Here is a 15,577-nt window from a genome sequence, read left to right as displayed (position 1 = left end):
GTCCGATACTGAAACCGTCCGCTACCAGCTCCCGCGCGGGGGCTGGGTACGGCGCTCATGCTGCAGCGCCTTGCCCAGCAGATCGACCATGTACTGCCGGTCCACCAGCCTGGCGAAGTCCGCTGCCGTCATATTGCGCTGGTTGCGCAGCGTGATGTCCGCCCCCTCCTGCAGCAGCAGCCTGACCACGGCTTCGCTGCTGTACTGGGCAGCCAGCATCAGCGGCGTGCTGCCGTTCGGCGATGCTGCATCGATATAGGCGCTTTCTTCGAGCAGCAGCTTGATGATGTCCAGCGTCTGCGGCGTGTCGGCGGAGGCTGCATAGTGCAGCGGCGCCCAGCCCTCTCGATTCACGTCGGCGCCGCGCTTGATCAGCTCGCGCACGATATCGAGGTGGCCCTTGATGCAGGCCATCATCAGCGGCGTCTCGTTCTGGCGCGAGGCCAGATTGACATCGATCCGCGGCGCCTTGAGCAGCACGTCAAAGACCTTGAGCGAGTCCTGATGCAGGGCCGCCACCAGCCCCGGCCGCCCGCGCGAATCCAGGGTGTTGGCGTTGAAGCCGCGAAAGATCAGATTCACCATGGCACTGGAGTTGTCGCTGACCAGCGCCCGCGAATAGTCCTCGTAGTCATTGGCCTGGGCCAGCCCTGGCAGGCCCGCCACCCCGACGACAGCAGCCCCCGCCCAGCGCAGGCTCTGGCGGCGGTTCAATGACGATGCAATCGATGGGGCAGCAAAAAGACTCATGCACTCGCTCCAGAGTTCACGGACAAGGTCACGCCCTTGAACAGGCGGTCAAAATTGGCACTGGTGGCGGCAGCCACCTCCTCGATGGAAATGCCGCGCACCTCGGCAATCTGCCTGGCCACAAAAGGCACGTAGGAAGGATTATTGGTCTTGCCTCGGTAGGGCACGGGCGCGAGATAGGGACTGTCGGTTTCTATCAACAGCCGGTCCAGCGGCACGAACGCCGCCACATCGCGCAGATGCTGGGCATTCTTGAAGGTCACGATGCCCGACAGGGAGATGTAGTAACCCATGTCCAGGCCCGCGCGCGCCACTTCGGCGGTTTCGGTGAAACAGTGAAAGACACCGCCGGCCTGGGTGCCGGAATCGGCCTCGCCGCACTCGCGCAAAATGCCCAGGGTGTCGTCGGAGCTGCTGCGGGTGTGGATGACCAGCGGCTTTTGCGTGATCTGCGCCGCCCTGATATGCGTGCGAAAACGCTCGCGCTGCCATTCCAGATCGGCAATCGTGCGACCGCCCTTGCGGTCTTCCATGCCGTAGTAATCGAGCCCGGTCTCGCCGATCGCCACCACGCGCGGCAGCGCGGCGCGCTCCACCAGATCCTGCACGCTGGGCTCGGTCATGTCTTCGGTATCGGGGTGCACGCCCACGGTGGCCCAGAAATTGTCGTAGTCCAGCGCCAGCTGGTGCACCTCGGGAAACTCTTCCATCGTCGTGCTGATGCACAGCGCGCGCGTGACCTTGGCGGCAGCCATGGCTGCGCGGATCTGCGCGATATTGGCGCTCAGCTCAGGGAAATTCAGGTGGCAGTGGGAATCGGTAAACATAGAGATTGGACCGCTCCTGAGCGGCTGCGCCGCTTCCCCCAGGGGACGACGCCATCGCTGCGAGACGGCTCTTGCTCGGCGCCTCTGGTGTGAGAACGCGCCAGTATTAATAATCAGATTGTCTGGGTCGGCTTCTCGGAGCTCAGGGCCGTGCCCAGAATCTGCTCGATCTTTGCCTTGAGCTCGGCGGACTTGGCATCCTTGGGAAACTGGATGCCCACGCCCTGGGTCCGGTTGCCGGAAGCGCGCTCCGGCGTCACCCAGGCCACCCGGCCCGCGACCGGATAGCGCTGCGGATCGTCGGGCAGGGTGAGCAGAACATAGACATCATCGCCCAAACGATAGTCACGCTGCGTGGGCACAAAAATCCCCCCTTCGGCGAACAACGGAATATAGGCGGCATACAGCGCCGCCTTTTCCTTGATCGCCAGCTGCATCACGCTGGGACGAGGGGTGGTAGTTGCGTTCATAGTGGGTAGCGGAATTCTTGTGGCAGCCGGGCGGCGGTAGTGGCGAGGTTAACACCCGGGAATATTTTGACCAAACCGTGCTTCATGACCTAGCGCACGGCTCTGGCGGCTTTGCCCGAGATCAGCACCGCCCGCGCCCTGGAGGCCAGAGCCTCCATCATCAGCCCAGCATTGAAGGGGTGATCGGCCGTGCGCGCCGCCTGCACCAGCTCGCGCGACCATTCGGCCAGCAGCGCCATGGGCAGCGGCTTGCCCGGCAGATCGGCAGGCGAGAAATACCGGGGCTCGCCGCCACCGGCCAGGGCCATCAGGTCGTGGCAGATCTTCTGCAGCGCCTGCACGGCATCCACCGGCGCAAAAGCCGCCAGCGCTGCCACATCTCCCTTGGCCAGCTGCCTTGGCAACTGCGCCCAAGCAGCGGCCTTGCCTGCGTCCGCCGCCATGCGCAGCGCATCGCCGGGTCGACCGCCTGCAGCCTGCAGCGCCGCTGCAGCATCGGGCTCGTTCAGGCCTTGCGCCTGCAGCCACTGCGCGGCCTCGGCCGCGGCAGGCCAGGTCATGGTGTGCGTCAGGCAGCGGCTGCGAATGGTGGGCAGCAACTGGTGCGCAGCCTCGCTGGCCAGCACAAAGCGGGTGTCTCCGGGCGGCTCCTCCAGCGTCTTGAGCAGGGCGTTGGCGGTAATCGCATTCATTTGCTCGGCCGGGTAGACCAGCACGGCCTTGCCGCGTCCGCGCGCGCTGGTGCGCTGGCAGAACTCCACGGCATCGCGCATGGCTTCCACGCGGATTTCCTTGCTGGGCTTGCGCTTTTTGTCGTCGATGTCGGCCTGGGCTTTTTCCGGCAGCGGCCAGCCCAGCTCCATCATCTGCACCTCGGGCATGAGCACGCACAGATCGGCATGCGCACGCACCTCGATGGCATGGCAGCTGGTGCAGTGGCCGCAAGCGCCTTGTGCAGACGGCTGCTCGCAGAGCCAGGCGCGCACCAGCGACAGTCCCAGTGCGTACTGGCCCAGACCCGAAGGCCCTTGCAGCAGCCAGGCATGACCACGCTGGGCCAGCAAGCGGCCACGCTGCGCGGCGATCCAGGGCGCTTCGAGATCGGAGGCACTCATGGCTTGCTGCCTACCATGATGGCCAGCCAGCCCTTGCGCACCACGGCCTGGGTGATCTGCTGCCACACGGCATGGCGGCTGGCATGGGCGTCAATACGCACAAAACGCTGAGGTGCCGTCCTGGCGCGCTCGGCATAGCCTTGGGCCACGCGGGCAAAGAACTCGCCGGGCTGGGCTTCGAAGCGGTCGGGAACACGGGCCGTGGCCAAGCGCTCGGCCGCCACTTCGGCGGGCAGGTCAAACCACAGCGTCATGTCAGGCTCGCGCATGAAATCCGGGGATGACTCTGCCTGCAGCGCCGTGCCGGTCTGCGCCATGCGCTCCAGAACCGACAGCTGCTCCCAGCTGAAGCCACGGCCCGCGCCCTGGTAGGCAAAAGTGGCATCGGTAAAGCGGTCGCTGATGACCACCTCGCCGCGCGCCAGCGCCGGCTCTATGACCTGCACCAGATGGTCCCGCCGGGCCGCGAAGGCGATCAGCGCCTCGGTCAGCGGGTCCATGGCGTCATGCAGCATCAAGGCGCGCAGCTTTTCGGCCAGCGGCGTGCCACCGGGCTCGCGCGTGAGCGTGACCACTCGGCCCTGATCGCGAAAAGCCTGGGCCAGCGCCTCGATATGCGAGGACTTGCCCGCACCGTCGATGCCCTCAAAACTGATGAACAGACCCTTGGGTAAAGCTGTACTCACTGATATTTCCTCTAGTGCAGCGCATGGCGGCACCAGTTGTTTGATTCGACACAGGGCACAGGCCACGGCCTTGCACCCTCAAAGATTGCTTACTGACCGCGTTGGTAGCGGTTGACGGCCCTATTGTGCTCGTCCAGCGAGGCGCTGAAATGGCTGGTGCCATCGCCCCTGGCCACGAAGTACAGCGCCTTGGTCTGATCAGGCTGCACCGCCGCCATCAGCGCCGCCTTGCCGGGCATGGCGATCGGCGTGACGGGCAGACCTGCACGGGTATAGGTGTTCCAGGGCGTGTCCTCCAGCAGATCGCGCTTGCGCAGATTGCCGTCGAAGCTCGCCCCCACGCCATAGATGACCGAAGGATCGGTCTGCAGGCGCATGCCTATGCGCAGGCGGTTGGAGAAAACGCCGGCAATCTGCGCCCGGTCTGCAGCGCGGCCGGTTTCCTTTTCCACGATGCTGGCCAGGGTCAGGGCTTCATCGGCAGATTTGAGCGGGGTATTGGCCGCCCGCATGGCCCAGGCATCGGCCAGACGGCGATCCATGGCGTGCAGCGCACGGCGCAGCACGGCCATGTCCGAGCTGCCCTTGGCATAGGTATAGGTGTCGGGGAAGAAGCGGCCTTCGGGCGGCACGCCCACCCGGCCCAGGGCCGTCATCACGGCTTCGTCGCTGAGCCCTGCGCTGTCTTGCTTGAGGAATTCCTCACGCGCCAGCGCCGCTCGCACCTGGCGCCAGTTCCAGCCTTCGACAAGAGTCAGCGCACGCAGGCTTTCCTCGCCGCGCGCCAGCTTTTGCAACAGCACATAAGGTGTGAGACCCGTGCTCAGTTCATAGTTGCCGGCCTTGATGGCGCGGTCCTTGCCCGAGAAGCGAAACCACGCATAGAGCAGACGCGCATCGGTTTGCACCCCGGCCTTGACCACGTTCTGCGCCACGCCACGCGGCGTGGTGCCGGGCTCGATCTCCAGCTCCAGATTGGGCTCGGACAGCTGCAGCGGCTGGTTCAGCCACCACCAGGCGCCGCCTGCCGCCAGGGCAGCCAGCAGCAGCAAAAATATCAGTGCTCGAATAAGGGCACGCACAAGCTAGATCCATCAGTACACAGAGCGACGATCATAATTCAGCCATGACCCAGCCCAAGACGCTGCCCCTGAACGGCATTACCCCCATTTCCCACCTTGGTGTCATCCGCGCCGTTGGCGCCGACGCAGCCAGCTTTCTCCATGGCCAGTTGAGCAACGATTTCGCACTGCTCAAGTTCGATCAGGCCCGCCTCGCAGCCTTTTGCACGGCCAAGGGCCGCATGCTGGCCAGCTTCATCGGCTTCAGGCGCAGCGCCGATGAAATCGTGCTGATCTGTGACCGCAGCCTGCTGGCTCCCACGCTCAAGCGCCTGTCCATGTTTGTGCTGCGAGCCCAGTGCAAGCTCAGCGATGCGACAGCCGACTTTGCTCTTTACGGACTGACCGGCCAGGCCGCCCAGCACCATGCGGGCGCGGCAGCCGCCCCCTGGACTCTGAGCCAGCAAGGCGATGCCCATGTTCTGGCTCTCTACCCCGCTGCCGGCAACCAGCGTGCGCTGTGGATCGGCCCTGCGGGTCAGGCCCCCGAAGGACAGCTGCTGAGCGAGGACCTCTGGCAATGGTCCGAAGTCCAGAGCGGCGTGGCCACGCTATCGGCTCCGGTGGTTGATGCCTTCGTGCCCCAGATGCTGAACTACGAGTCCCTGGGCGGCGTCAACTTCAAAAAGGGCTGCTACCCCGGCCAGGAAGTGGTGGCCCGCAGCCAGTTCCGCGGCACGCTCAAGCGCCGCGCCTATCTGGTTCATGCCGAGCAGGCTCTGAGCGTGGGCCAGGAAGTCTTCAGCGCCGAAGACCTGGAGCAGGCAACCGGCACCGTGGTGCAGGCAGCAGCAGCTGCGCAAGGCGGCTGGGATGCCATCGTCTCCATGCAGATTGCCTCTTCCACCCGCGACGATCTGTTTGCCCATGCGGCGCTGGCCGATGGCCAGAGCGCCGATGCAGGCAAGGGCATCGGGCTGCAGGTCCTGCCCCTGCCCTACGAGCTGCTGGCGGATATCTAAGCGTCCCCGGCCCCGCACTGCCGCTGGCCCGGCATTGCCAGCCAGGCCACCGCTACACTTCGGCGCATGAGCAACTCTTCCCCGGACTACCGCCACCGCTGGCTGCTGGCCCTGGCCTGGGGGCTGCTCTGCGCCTTGATCCTGGCCCTGCAGTGGTGGCAGGCCCATGCCCGCCAGGAGCAGGAGCAGTTGCAGCTAACCCAGACCGTACAACGCCAGATGCTGGAGAAGGTGGCCCAGCACAAGGCCCACCTTACCGCCCTGACTGCCGTGGCACCGCTGGATGCAGCCAAGGAGTCATCGGCTCTGCAGCATATTGCGCAGTCGGTGCAGACCATTTACCCGCGCGTCCAGGAAATCCAGTTGGTCACTGCGGCCACTCCCGCCACCGGCAGTTGCCAGGACCCGGCCGTGGCGCAGACTGCCGCTCCGCTGGCGCCGCGAGCCAGCGCCAGCCTGCCTGACGCCCTGCACCCGGATCATTATCTTTTCCTCAAAAAGATAGCAGACCCCGAAGGCTGGCTCTGCGTTCGCATTGACTCCTCCCACTTGCTGGACGACAAGGTCCTGCCCGATGACAGCGGGCTGCGCATCCGCCTTCATGACCACATCTTGCTGGAGCCAGCTGCGCAGCTGCAGCAAAGCCACAAATTCGGCGAATTCACACTCGCCGGCTATGACCAGCCTCTGCAGGTGCAACTGCTCAGCCGCCCCCGCAGCCTGGTGAGCTGGGGCATGGCGCTGATCAGTGCACTGATCAGCGCCGCGCTGGTCGGTGCGGTTCACCTGATCTGGCAAAGCCGCCAGCAGGCCAGACGCCACCAGCAGCGCGCCCAGCTGCTGGCCAATGAAGCGCAGCTGGCCCATGCCTCGCGCGTCAACGGCATGGGAGAGATGGCCTCGGGCATCGCACATGAGCTGGCCCAACCTGTCACCGCCCTGCTCAGCCAGAGCCAGGCAGCGCTGCGCGCCCACGAGCTGGGCAAGACCGAACTGCTGGCGACTGCCCTTCAGGCCAATGTGCGCGAGGCCAGGCGCGCAGGCGCCATCCTGGAGCGCATGCGCAGCTATGTGAGCAATGCCCCAAGCCAGCCACAGAGACTGGATCTGGCCCAAGTCGTCGATCAGGCCCTGCTGCTGCTGGAAGGCCCGGCACGCCAGGCCAAGGTGGCGCTGCACTGGCAGGCACCGCTGCAGCCCTGCAGCGGCTGGGCCGACCCGGTGGCGCTGGAGCAGGTGCTGCACAATCTGGTGCGCAATGCGCTCGATGCGCTTGGCCAGGCGCAGGACGCGCAGGCAGCCATCAGCATCACGCTGGAGCAAAGCGGTGGCGAGGCCCTGCTCGTGGTGCAGGACAACGGCCCGGGCATGACTGCGGCCACGGCAGAGCGCATCTTCGAGCCGTTTTTCACCACCAAGTCCGACGGCATGGGGCTGGGTCTGCCGCTGTGCGCCACCTTGATGGAGCGCATGGGCGGCCGTCTGGAATATGTACCCGGCCCGCATGGCGCCCGCTTTGTCATGCATCTGCCGCTGGATGGAACCGATTTGCCTGCATGATTTATCTGATCGATGATGACCCGTCGGTGCGCAACGCCCTGCATCTGCTGCTGCAGACCTATGAGCTGCCCGTGACCTGCTTTGAATCTCCTGCCGACTGCCTGGCCCATCTGGATCGCAGCCAGCCCGGCATCCTGATCACCGACCTGCGCATGCCCATGATGTCGGGCCTGCAGCTGCACGAGCAGCTCATGGCACAGGGCGTGGACTGGCCCACGATCGTGATCACCGGCCACGGCGATCTGCATGCCTGCCGCCGTGCCTTCAAGGCAGGGGTCACCGACTTTCTGACCAAGCCCATCGAAGAGCAGACTCTGCTGCAGGCCATCGAGTCGGCGCAGACACGGCTTGACCAGCAGGCCGAGCGCAACGAGGCCCGGCAAAGCCTGCGCGGCCTGACCGAGCGCGAGCGTGAGGTGCTGGAGCTGATCACCAAGGGCCTGGGCAGCAAGGAGATCGCGGCGGCGCTCGATATATCGGTGCGCACCGTTGACACGCACCGCGCCAGGCTGGCCGAAAAGCTGGGTACTGGCTCGGTCGCAGAACAGACAAGACTGCTGCTGACTGCGGCCTTGTGAGCGGCCCGACTCGGTAGGATTACCGATGACCATCCGTTGCCTTGCGAATGGGCGCCGAAAGCAGCCCTGCTTACAGTTCTGTCATCGCTTGTTCACCCCCATCCACAAGGAGCTTTGACATGAACCAACGCCTGCGCAACATCGCCTTCTGCACCCTGGCCCTGGCCGCCGCCGCCGCCGCTTCCGCAGCCACCGTTTCCACCCGCAGCATCGCCAGCGCCACTGCCTTGCAGCTGGCCCAGCAGACCGTGGCGGCCTGCAGCGCCGACGGCTATAACGTCAGCGCCTCGGTGCTGGACCGCTCGGGCGTGCTGCTGGCCATGGTGCGTGCCGACGGCGCCGGCCCTCATACCGTCGAAGCCTCGCGCGCCAAGGCCTTCACCTCGGCGTCGTCGCGCAACCCCACCAGCGGCATCGCCAAGGCCATTCAGTCCAATCCCGATGCAGCCGGCATGGCGCATATCCCCGGCTTCCTGGTACTGGGTGGCGGCGTGCCCCTGAAGACCGGCAATGAAACCATTGGTGCCATTGGCGTAGCCGGTGCGCCTGGCGGCCATCTGGACGAAGCCTGCGCCCAGAAGGCCATCACCGCGCTGAAGGATCAGTTGCAGTAATGCCCCCGGCACGCAGGTGAGAAAGAACTGCGTTCGAGCCTGCGTGCGACAAGGCCTGCGAAGCAGGCCGCCGCAGAGCGCTCCCGCCAGCGGGTGGCGCTCTCCTTCAGCCGCTGGGGCTCAGAACACCCCGTAGCGATAAGCCACATAGGCAGCCGCCGCCACCCCGACCAGACAGAGGACGGTCATGATTCTTGCCATGGGCGTTCCTTCGCATCAAGCATAAAATCGGGCTTTAACGCTTGCAGATAAAGCGTTGCAAGCTATCAAAACAGCTGTATCACAGCACTCTGCGCATCGTGATGTGGGGAATGCCGGCCTCCTCATAAGGCTCGCCGACCGGCGTAAAGCCTGCACGCAGATAGAAGACTTCGGCATGGCGCTGCGCGTGCAGCACGATTTCCTTGTCGCCGCGATCGCGCGCTGCATCCATCAGGCTCTCGAGCACCATGCGCCCCCAGCGGCCGCCGCGCACGCTGCGATCCACAGCCATGCGGCCGATACGCCCCACGCCCGGCGCATCGCTGACCAGCCTTCCCGTGGCCACGGGCTGGTTCAAGCCGTTGAACAGCACCACATGACGCGCCACAGGGTCGAGCTCGTCAATCTCGATCTCACGCGGCACACCCTGCTCGCGCACAAACACGGCCAGGCGCAGGCGCTCCGCGTCACGCCCCAGGTCGTTCCAGCTGCCCGAGCGCAGCGTGACGACCTCCTGTCCTGCTTCATAGGCAGTGAGCAGATCCCGCATGGCCTGAGGCACGGGCCTGGGGGTCTGCGTCGCCGCGTCGGCAAACACATAGATCAGCTCCACGGTGTTGAGCAGCTCCATGCCCCGGAAGATGCCTGCCTCGAACTGCAGCGAGGTATTGCCCTGTTTGACGCAGCGGATGCCGACATCCAGCACATCGCCCAAAGTGGCCGAGCCGTGATAGACCGTGCTGGCCTTTTTCACAAACAGCTCGCCGCCGAGCGATGCAAAGCCGGCCTCATAGGGAATGGCCAGCTGGCGCCAGTAGTTGGTGATGGCCACATCGGCATACATCAGATAGTGAGCGTTGAAAACAATCTTCTGCGCGTCCACCTCGGCCCAGCGCACCTCGATACGTGTAAAGCTGCGAAAGTCCTGTCGATTCATAGTTCTTACTCTGGTTTCAATTCAATCCAAACGCGCCGCGCAAGGCTTGCGCCATGTCCCGGTGCGCCTGACGCGCCTCGGCAATCACGCGCCCCATCTTGACGAACTCATGGGTCACGCCCTTGTAGATTTCCAGATCCACGGCCACGCCCGCCATGCGCAACTTGTCAGCATATTCCACGCCTTCGTCCACCAGGGGGTCGCACTCTGCCAGACCGATCCAGGCAGGTGCGATATCGTCGACATCGGGCGCCAGCAAGGGAGCGAAGCGCCAATCCTCGCGGTCCTGGCGCCTGGCGATATATTGCGCAAAAAACCAGGTGATGGAAGCCTCTTCAAGCACCAGTCCATGGGCAAAGCGGCGATGAGAGTCGGTGTCCTGGTGCGCCGTGGTGCCGGGATAGATCAGCAGCTGCAAGGCCAGCTTGAGGCCGGTGTTGCGTGCTTCGATGGCACAGGCTGCCGCCAGCGTACCGCCGGCGCTGTCGCCGCCGACAGCCAGGCGGCTGCCGTCTGCCCCCAGGCTTTGCGCATGGGCTGCCAGCCACTGCAGCGCGTCCCAGGCATCGTCATGTGCGACGGGAAACTTGAAATGCGGCGCCAGGCGATAGTCCAGCGACACGACCATGCAGCCCGCCAGGTGTGCGAGCTGACGGCAAAGCTGGTCATGCGTGGCCACACTGCCCACCGTAAAGCCGCCACCGTGCAGATACAGCAGCGCAGGCAAGCCAGCAGCTGGGGCTTCATCGCGGGTCACAGGTGCATAGAGGCGGGCCGGCAGATTCGCTCCGTCGCGTGCGGGAATCTGCAGCTCCTCCACACGGGGCAAGGCCTGCTTGGGAATTTCAAGCACGCCGGCGCCAGCCTCATAGGCCGCCTTGGCAGCTTCCGCGCCGAGCTCGTGCATGGGAGTGCGCGCGGCCCGCTCCATGCGGCGCAGCACATCGCGCATGGAAGGTGTCAGACTGGCTGGCAAAGCCGCAGAGGAATCGGACATGATCACGACGGTAAAAAAACACAGGATGGCATTGTGCGTTGCAACTCCGAAGTCTGCAGGCCAATGCTGACAATTGTTCGGAATCGATACCGTCGCAGACGTTACAGGGAGCCAGCCCATGGTGGTGTCTGGCTACTGCCAGGAGCGTGAAAACGGGCTCAAGGCATCGGCCAAGGTCGCCAGCATAGCAACGCGGCTGCTGGCAGCTCGCGGCAGCAGTTCATCGCTGAACCAACTGGCTGCGGCAGCTGTTCAAGGCGCCGAGGATTCCGCCCAGAAGCCCGAACCAGTGCGCCTGTGTGACGATATAGCCACCGATCAATTTCTGTTCGCGCGGATCGGGGCCGGCCCAGGACTGCCAGGCCAGCCAGCCCATGACAAGCAGCAACACGGTGGCGGCCGGAAGATCTCGACGAAGCAACACCGGCGGCAGGAGAATCCAGACCATCAGTCCGTAGAGCAGGCCCGACATGCCGACATAGTCGCTCACCTGAGGCGAGGTGAACCACAACAGCAAAGAGACCAGAACGGCCAGAGAGCCCATGCAGGCCAGCAGACGCCTTGCCGTCCAGCTTGCATCCGCGAAAGAGCAGCACAGCAGCAAGCCGCAGGCATTGATTGCGGCATGAGCCCAGCTCAGGTGCACCCAGTGCGCCGACAGCAGCCTCCACCATTGCCCATCGGCAAGTGCCGCTGTCTCATAGCGCAGCAGTCCTCGCCATGCAGCAGGCAGGGCCTGCAGCAAGGCCATCAGCATGCACATCAGCAGCGCACACTGCCTCGCCGAGAGAGCTCCCGGGCCGGACTTCATCCCTGGGGCTCGGGCCTGAGCCACAGCCAGATCTGCACGCAGGCCATGACTGCCACCGCCGATGCGCTCAGCCACGGGTTCTCGGCGACATGAAAGATCAGCGCAGAGCTGAGCACCATGCTGGCACTGGCCATCCATTTGACGCGGCGGCTTACCTGCCCGCCATCATCCCAGTTGCGCAACATGGGGCCGAACAGGGAGTGGGCATACAGCCAGCCGTGAAGCCTGGGCGAGCTGCGTACCGCCGCCCAGGCGGCCATCAGGATAAACACGGTCGTCGGCATGCCGGGCACCACGGCACCGATCAAGCCCAATATCACGCAGAGAACGGCGAAGACCATCAAAAGACAACGCAGGGGCAGGGAAAGACGCTTATGCAAGTCTTCTGGCCTTGGGGTCGGGAAGTCGGCGGATGAGGATGGTTCTGTCATGGATCAGGGAGGCGGAGAACGCACGATGCTCCATGCGATATCGCCGCCGCGATTTCCTATCAGGTTCAATATATTGGCCAGCGCCGCGTCCTGTCCGGGCTCGGCCCCGGCCAGTCCTTGAAAGCGCCAGCGACCCGCAAGCTGCTGGCCTTTCCCGCTCAGTTGCAGCGCACCTTGCAGCGTCTGCAGCTCAAAGCCCGGGCCCACACCTGTGCGCTGAGCGACAAGTGCCATGCGATAGCTTCCCAGCGGGCGCAGCGTGGAGAGTCGGGAAGACAGCGACAAGGCCTTCAACTCCAGACGCCCCTGCATGGAATCAGTCTCCATGCTCTCGGGCCATTGGAGAAAGGACGAGGACAGCTGAAGCTGGCCGTCCAGGCCCAGCGTGTTCCAGGGAGTACCCAGGCCTGCAAGCAGCTGGGCCGGCAGTTGCCAGTCCAGCCCTGACAGCTGAAACACCCGTCTCAACGGCAGCCAGCGCAGTTGCACCGCTTGTCGCTGACAGCAAGCATGCTCAACGGCCACGCCAACACCCCAGTCCTGCAGGCTCAGGCCCTGCGCCTCACTGCTGCGGGTCGGATGCAGACTCCAACTCAACCTCCCCGGCAAGGCTTGCGCATCATGGCTGCCCGCTCCGCCCGCCAGCATCAGCACTGCGGACCCCTTCCAGACGGAGCCTCGCACGTCCTGCAGCGCGATGCGCTGACCACTCGCCATGGCGACCTGGGCCGCAAGCCAGTGCGCGGGAAAAAAGGCCAGCAGGCACAGCACGCCGCCGAGCAGCCCTCCCGCCATGGCCCAGTGCCATGGCGAGCCAGCCGTTGAAGGCCTTGAACGGCCGCTTCTGCGCCAATGCGTTCCAGCTACCACGGTATGCAACAGTGCTCAGGCGTCGATGGCTGCAGGCTGCGGAAAATAGCGCTCCAGCAAGCTGCCAAAGCGGTCATAGGCAGCATTGGCACCGGCAATCACCTTGTCCTGGATTGCGACATCGGCTAGCTCCGGCGCGTCGAGCGAAGCCACAAACGCACGCCAGGCGAGGGCCCGTCCCTGCGGATAGGCCGCCAGATTACGGGCCCCGAAGGTTTCCGACAAACCCAGACGATCCCTGGCTTCCTTGAACAGGAAGGCTGCCCCGAGGGTCGAGCCCTCCGACACATACAGCCACCCCAGGGCCTCGGGCATCCCTACGGCCTCGCTGCCCAGTGCACCTTGCGGAAGCTCTGCCCCTAGATCGGCCAGATCCGCCAGCGAAGCCTCCTGACGCCCGCGCGCTTCCAGGTCAGGGACCGCTGCCTTGACGGCGGCATCCTGAAACAGATGCTCCACGTCGCGCTGGAACAGGTATTGGGCGGCGACAAAGCGCGCATAGCTGCCGCGATCGGCAAATGGATTGCCTTGCTCCATGAGCTCATGCATGCGCTCATGCTGCTGCGCGGTCTCCGTCTTGAGACGCTGGGAAAGTCGGGCCCCGCTCGAGGGGCTGGTTTGCAGATTCATGGTATTTCCTGACTTCAATTCGATGGCGAAGCAGCTCCGGGCTGGTCCAGCCCGGAGTCACCCTGCTCCAGGTTTCGCATCAGTTCGGCGAGGACTTCAAGCTGCGACGGCGTGCCCAGGCCAGTGCCGCCAGCGGCGCCAGCAACCAGGCGCTCAAAGGACCTCCTCCGCCGCCGCCATTGCTGCTGTTGCCCGTCTCTGTGCCGCCGCCGCTACCCGTTCCGGGCTGCGTGACTGCGGTGGCCTGCACCGTGACCTTGCTGGTCACGGGCTGGCCATCGTTCTGGCTGCTGCAAGTCAGACTGAAGCTGTTCTCTCCCTCAGCCGCCAGTACCACGGGCACCTTGCTCCCGCTGGTCTGCTGCGCGCCGCTCCAGGCACCGCTGGCCGTGCAGCTGCTGGCCTGGTTGGTGGCCCAACTCAGGTGAATGGTGGATCCGACAGCAGCCGTGGCCACAGAGGCGGTCAGCACTTCGCTGAATGACGCTGTAGGCAGGGGTACGTCAAAGGAGAAGATCGTGCCGTTGCCGGGCGCGGCCGCCGTCGTCGTCACCGGCTGGCCGTCACCACCGACGTTGGCCGCACCATAGAGCTTTTGCACACCACCCGCGACCGCACCGGCGCTCAGGCCGGTCAAGCTTCCGCCTTCGCTGCCCATATCGAAACGATGCAGGACTTCGTAGCTGTCGTCCGCGTGATCGGCGGTGGCTCCAACCTTGATGCGGTACAGAGTTCCCGCGCCATACGGCGTGGCCAGGCCGGTTTTGGGCGTGTTCATGGTCGAACCATCGGTGGCCGTCGTTCCGTAGATATTGCCGTCTGCGGCCAGAACCAGCGGACCGGATGGAGCGCTACCGTCGGCCTGCGCCGTGCCATCGAGTGCCACAGTGCCAGCGCCGCGGAAATAGTGCACGACGGCAAAGCTCTTGGGGTCCGATTTCTTCACACGCCAGATCGTGCCGCCGTAACGGTTGTCCATTGCATTGCCCGCCGTGGGCGCATTGAATTGCGTCGTGCCGTACAACCATTCACCGGCCTCGACCATGCCCAACACACGCGCGCCCTTGGCCGTTGGCTCACCATCGCGGGCTCGCATAAAGGTGTGCAGCAGTTCGACCTTGGACGAATCCAGCGCGCCCTTTCCGGCAACGCCTTCCTCGATGGCCGCCTTACTCAACTTGACCAGCGTTCCCACCGAGCGCCCCTGGTAGTCCGAGGCAAGCGTACTGTCCACCACCCCATCGGCCGACACCCCGGTCAGCACATACAAGGCCTGGTCCTTGCTGCTCCACAAACTGGCCACCGGCGCACCTCCCTTGGGATGCAACTGCTTGTTGCCCTGTTGCTCCTCGTAATCGCAGAAATTCAACACCTTGGAGTAGCTCTGATCGGCATTCATGCGCCACAGAATATTGGCCGTGGTACTCACGCCGCAAGCCGATGCCGATTCACCCGAGCCCATATAGAGATTGCCTGCGGTGTCGAGGGCCATGGTTCCCAGTGGCTTGAAGCTGGGTGCGGGCAGCGCCACAGCCTTGCCGCCCTTGATACTGAAGACTGCGCCTGCAGTTTCCCAGGGAAAGCCACCCGGTGGCACGGCACCATTGCCAGCAACAAGAAAGCCACCATCGGCCGTAGGCACCAGCGGGGTCGACCCCTGGTAGATGCTGCCCAGCAGTTCGAAGCGGTGGTTGGCACCCGTGGTGTCGAGGCCATAGACCGTCCCCTGGCCCCAGAAGGCCGGCGCAACGGCCGTCGCGCCCAGGAAAGTGTGACCATAGAGGCGGCCGTCAGCAGCCAGCACCGGTGGCACGGCCGGCTTGGCACCACCGTTGTTGGTGCCGCCAAACTTGTGCAACACCGTGGGCTTGAAGGCGGCTGGCAGCGTCTGAGCCACGGCATGCGCCAAGGGCAGAGCCAGTGCCAGAGCGGGAAATGCGACACGTGCAACACGCCGCAGAGCGGGTTGGATTGAATTCATTGCCATTGACTTTCCTGGTGTAAAAAACGATGTGAA

At 64.6% G+C, this 15,577-nt stretch carries 17 protein-coding genes; 4 read left to right on the top strand and 13 right to left on the bottom strand.

All coding sequences use genetic code 11. The features are described 5' to 3' along the window. Positions 1 to 21 precede the first annotated feature (21 nt). From O987_RS09610 to mltG, 6 genes are all read right to left on the bottom strand, one after another. Complete coding sequence (locus tag O987_RS09610) at positions 22 to 750, bottom strand: ankyrin repeat domain-containing protein (protein ID WP_003056835.1); 729 nt, start codon at positions 748 to 750, stop codon at positions 22 to 24. Then, positions 747 to 1,577 carry a TatD family hydrolase gene (locus O987_RS09605; RefSeq protein ID WP_043371914.1) on the bottom strand — a complete coding sequence of 277 codons (831 nt, stop codon included), beginning with the start codon at positions 1,575 to 1,577 and terminating at the stop codon, positions 747 to 749. The genes O987_RS09610 and O987_RS09605 overlap by 4 nt, the downstream gene beginning before the upstream one ends. Positions 1,578 to 1,690: 113 nt before the next feature. After that, a complete protein-coding gene (locus O987_RS09600) occupies positions 1,691 to 2,047 on the bottom strand; it encodes a PilZ domain-containing protein (RefSeq protein WP_003056839.1) in 357 nt (118 codons plus the stop codon). A gap of 89 nt (positions 2,048 to 2,136) precedes the next feature. Further along, positions 2,137 to 3,162 (bottom strand): DNA polymerase III subunit delta', encoded by a 1,026-nt coding sequence (locus O987_RS09595; protein WP_003056841.1) that lies wholly within the window; start codon positions 3,160 to 3,162, stop codon positions 2,137 to 2,139. Further along, a complete protein-coding gene (tmk, locus tag O987_RS09590) occupies positions 3,159 to 3,848 on the bottom strand; it encodes a dTMP kinase (protein ID WP_043371912.1) in 690 nt (229 codons plus the stop codon). Before tmk ends, O987_RS09595 begins: the two co-directional genes overlap by 4 nt. 89 nt (positions 3,849 to 3,937) lie before the next feature. Then, entirely contained in the window at positions 3,938 to 4,930 is a 993-nt protein-coding gene (gene mltG / locus O987_RS09585; protein WP_043007538.1) for an endolytic transglycosylase MltG, read from the bottom strand. Between the two features lie 44 nt (positions 4,931 to 4,974). Here mltG and O987_RS09580 point away from each other — a divergent pair, with 44 nt between their 5' ends. The 4 genes from O987_RS09580 (at position 4,975) to O987_RS09565 (ending at position 8,683) form a co-directional block, all read left to right on the top strand. Further along, positions 4,975 to 5,931, top strand: a complete 957-nt coding sequence (locus tag O987_RS09580) for a YgfZ/GcvT domain-containing protein (protein WP_003056848.1) — start codon at positions 4,975 to 4,977, stop codon at positions 5,929 to 5,931. 66 nt (positions 5,932 to 5,997) lie between these two features. Beyond that, positions 5,998 to 7,491 (top strand): sensor histidine kinase, encoded by a 1,494-nt coding sequence (locus O987_RS09575; protein WP_043371908.1) that lies wholly within the window; start codon positions 5,998 to 6,000, stop codon positions 7,489 to 7,491. Then, positions 7,488 to 8,069, top strand: a complete 582-nt coding sequence (locus O987_RS09570; RefSeq protein WP_003056852.1) for a response regulator transcription factor — start codon at positions 7,488 to 7,490, stop codon at positions 8,067 to 8,069. Before O987_RS09575 ends, O987_RS09570 begins: the two co-directional genes overlap by 4 nt. Positions 8,070 to 8,188: 119 nt before the next feature. After that, a complete protein-coding gene (locus O987_RS09565) occupies positions 8,189 to 8,683 on the top strand; it encodes a GlcG/HbpS family heme-binding protein (RefSeq protein WP_043371906.1) in 495 nt (164 codons plus the stop codon). Between the two features lie 280 nt (positions 8,684 to 8,963). On the opposite strand, the gene O987_RS09560 is transcribed toward O987_RS09565, so the two are convergent. The 7 genes from O987_RS09560 to O987_RS09530 form a co-directional block, all read right to left on the bottom strand. Further along, complete coding sequence (locus O987_RS09560; RefSeq protein ID WP_003056855.1) at positions 8,964 to 9,821, bottom strand: GNAT family N-acetyltransferase; 858 nt, start codon at positions 9,819 to 9,821, stop codon at positions 8,964 to 8,966. A gap of 16 nt (positions 9,822 to 9,837) precedes the next feature. Continuing rightward, positions 9,838 to 10,818, bottom strand: a complete 981-nt coding sequence (locus O987_RS09555; RefSeq protein ID WP_043376299.1) for an alpha/beta hydrolase — start codon at positions 10,816 to 10,818, stop codon at positions 9,838 to 9,840. Between the two features lie 220 nt (positions 10,819 to 11,038). Continuing rightward, entirely contained in the window at positions 11,039 to 11,575 is a 537-nt protein-coding gene (gene rrtA, locus O987_RS09550; protein WP_043376298.1) for a rhombosortase, read from the bottom strand. Positions 11,576 to 11,625: 50 nt separating this feature from the next. Then, positions 11,626 to 11,970, bottom strand: a complete 345-nt coding sequence (locus O987_RS09545) for a YbaN family protein (RefSeq protein ID WP_043371903.1) — start codon at positions 11,968 to 11,970, stop codon at positions 11,626 to 11,628. A 93-nt stretch (positions 11,971 to 12,063) separates the two neighbouring features. Next, complete coding sequence (gspN, locus tag O987_RS09540) at positions 12,064 to 12,855, bottom strand: type II secretion system protein N (RefSeq protein WP_043371901.1); 792 nt, start codon at positions 12,853 to 12,855, stop codon at positions 12,064 to 12,066. Positions 12,856 to 12,945: 90 nt separating this feature from the next. Beyond that, positions 12,946 to 13,560, bottom strand: a complete 615-nt coding sequence (locus O987_RS09535; protein WP_019044241.1) for a biliverdin-producing heme oxygenase — start codon at positions 13,558 to 13,560, stop codon at positions 12,946 to 12,948. Between the two features lie 79 nt (positions 13,561 to 13,639). Then, on the bottom strand, positions 13,640 to 15,541 hold the full coding sequence (locus O987_RS09530; protein ID WP_043371899.1) for a choice-of-anchor tandem repeat GloVer-containing protein: 1,902 nt from the start codon (positions 15,539 to 15,541) through the stop codon (positions 13,640 to 13,642). Between the last annotated feature and the right edge of the window lie 36 nt (positions 15,542 to 15,577).

Source organism: Comamonas testosteroni TK102, from assembly GCF_000739375.1.
Classification (GTDB): Bacteria; Pseudomonadota; Gammaproteobacteria; order Burkholderiales; family Burkholderiaceae_C; genus Comamonas; species Comamonas brasiliensis.
This window is presented reverse-complemented; position numbering and strand designations above follow the sequence as displayed.

What these genes read in the sequence shown, in the direction of transcription:
- O987_RS09610 (WP_003056835.1), bottom strand. Translation starts at nt 750, where the DNA reads ATGAGTCTTTTTGCTGCCCCATCGATTGCATCGTCATTGAACCGCCGC.
- O987_RS09605 (WP_043371914.1), bottom strand. Translation starts at nt 1,577, where the DNA reads ATGTTTACCGATTCCCACTGCCACCTGAATTTCCCTGAGCTGAGCGCC.
- O987_RS09600 (WP_003056839.1), bottom strand. Translation starts at nt 2,047, where the DNA reads ATGAACGCAACTACCACCCCTCGTCCCAGCGTGATGCAGCTGGCGATC.
- O987_RS09595 (WP_003056841.1), bottom strand. Translation starts at nt 3,162, where the DNA reads ATGAGTGCCTCCGATCTCGAAGCGCCCTGGATCGCCGCGCAGCGTGGC.
- O987_RS09580 (WP_003056848.1), top strand. Translation starts at nt 4,975, where the DNA reads ATGACCCAGCCCAAGACGCTGCCCCTGAACGGCATTACCCCCATTTCC.
- O987_RS09575 (WP_043371908.1), top strand. Translation starts at nt 5,998, where the DNA reads ATGAGCAACTCTTCCCCGGACTACCGCCACCGCTGGCTGCTGGCCCTG.
- O987_RS09570 (WP_003056852.1), top strand. Translation starts at nt 7,488, where the DNA reads ATGATTTATCTGATCGATGATGACCCGTCGGTGCGCAACGCCCTGCAT.
- O987_RS09565 (WP_043371906.1), top strand. Translation starts at nt 8,189, where the DNA reads ATGAACCAACGCCTGCGCAACATCGCCTTCTGCACCCTGGCCCTGGCC.
- O987_RS09560 (WP_003056855.1), bottom strand. Translation starts at nt 9,821, where the DNA reads ATGAATCGACAGGACTTTCGCAGCTTTACACGTATCGAGGTGCGCTGG.
- O987_RS09555 (WP_043376299.1), bottom strand. Translation starts at nt 10,818, where the DNA reads ATGTCCGATTCCTCTGCGGCTTTGCCAGCCAGTCTGACACCTTCCATG.
- rrtA (WP_043376298.1), bottom strand. Translation starts at nt 11,575, where the DNA reads ATGCTGATGGCCTTGCTGCAGGCCCTGCCTGCTGCATGGCGAGGACTG.
- O987_RS09545 (WP_043371903.1), bottom strand. Translation starts at nt 11,970, where the DNA reads ATGGTCTTCGCCGTTCTCTGCGTGATATTGGGCTTGATCGGTGCCGTG.
- gspN (WP_043371901.1), bottom strand. Translation starts at nt 12,855, where the DNA reads ATGGCGGGAGGGCTGCTCGGCGGCGTGCTGTGCCTGCTGGCCTTTTTT.
- O987_RS09535 (WP_019044241.1), bottom strand. Translation starts at nt 13,560, where the DNA reads ATGAATCTGCAAACCAGCCCCTCGAGCGGGGCCCGACTTTCCCAGCGT.
- O987_RS09530 (WP_043371899.1), bottom strand. Translation starts at nt 15,541, where the DNA reads ATGAATTCAATCCAACCCGCTCTGCGGCGTGTTGCACGTGTCGCATTT.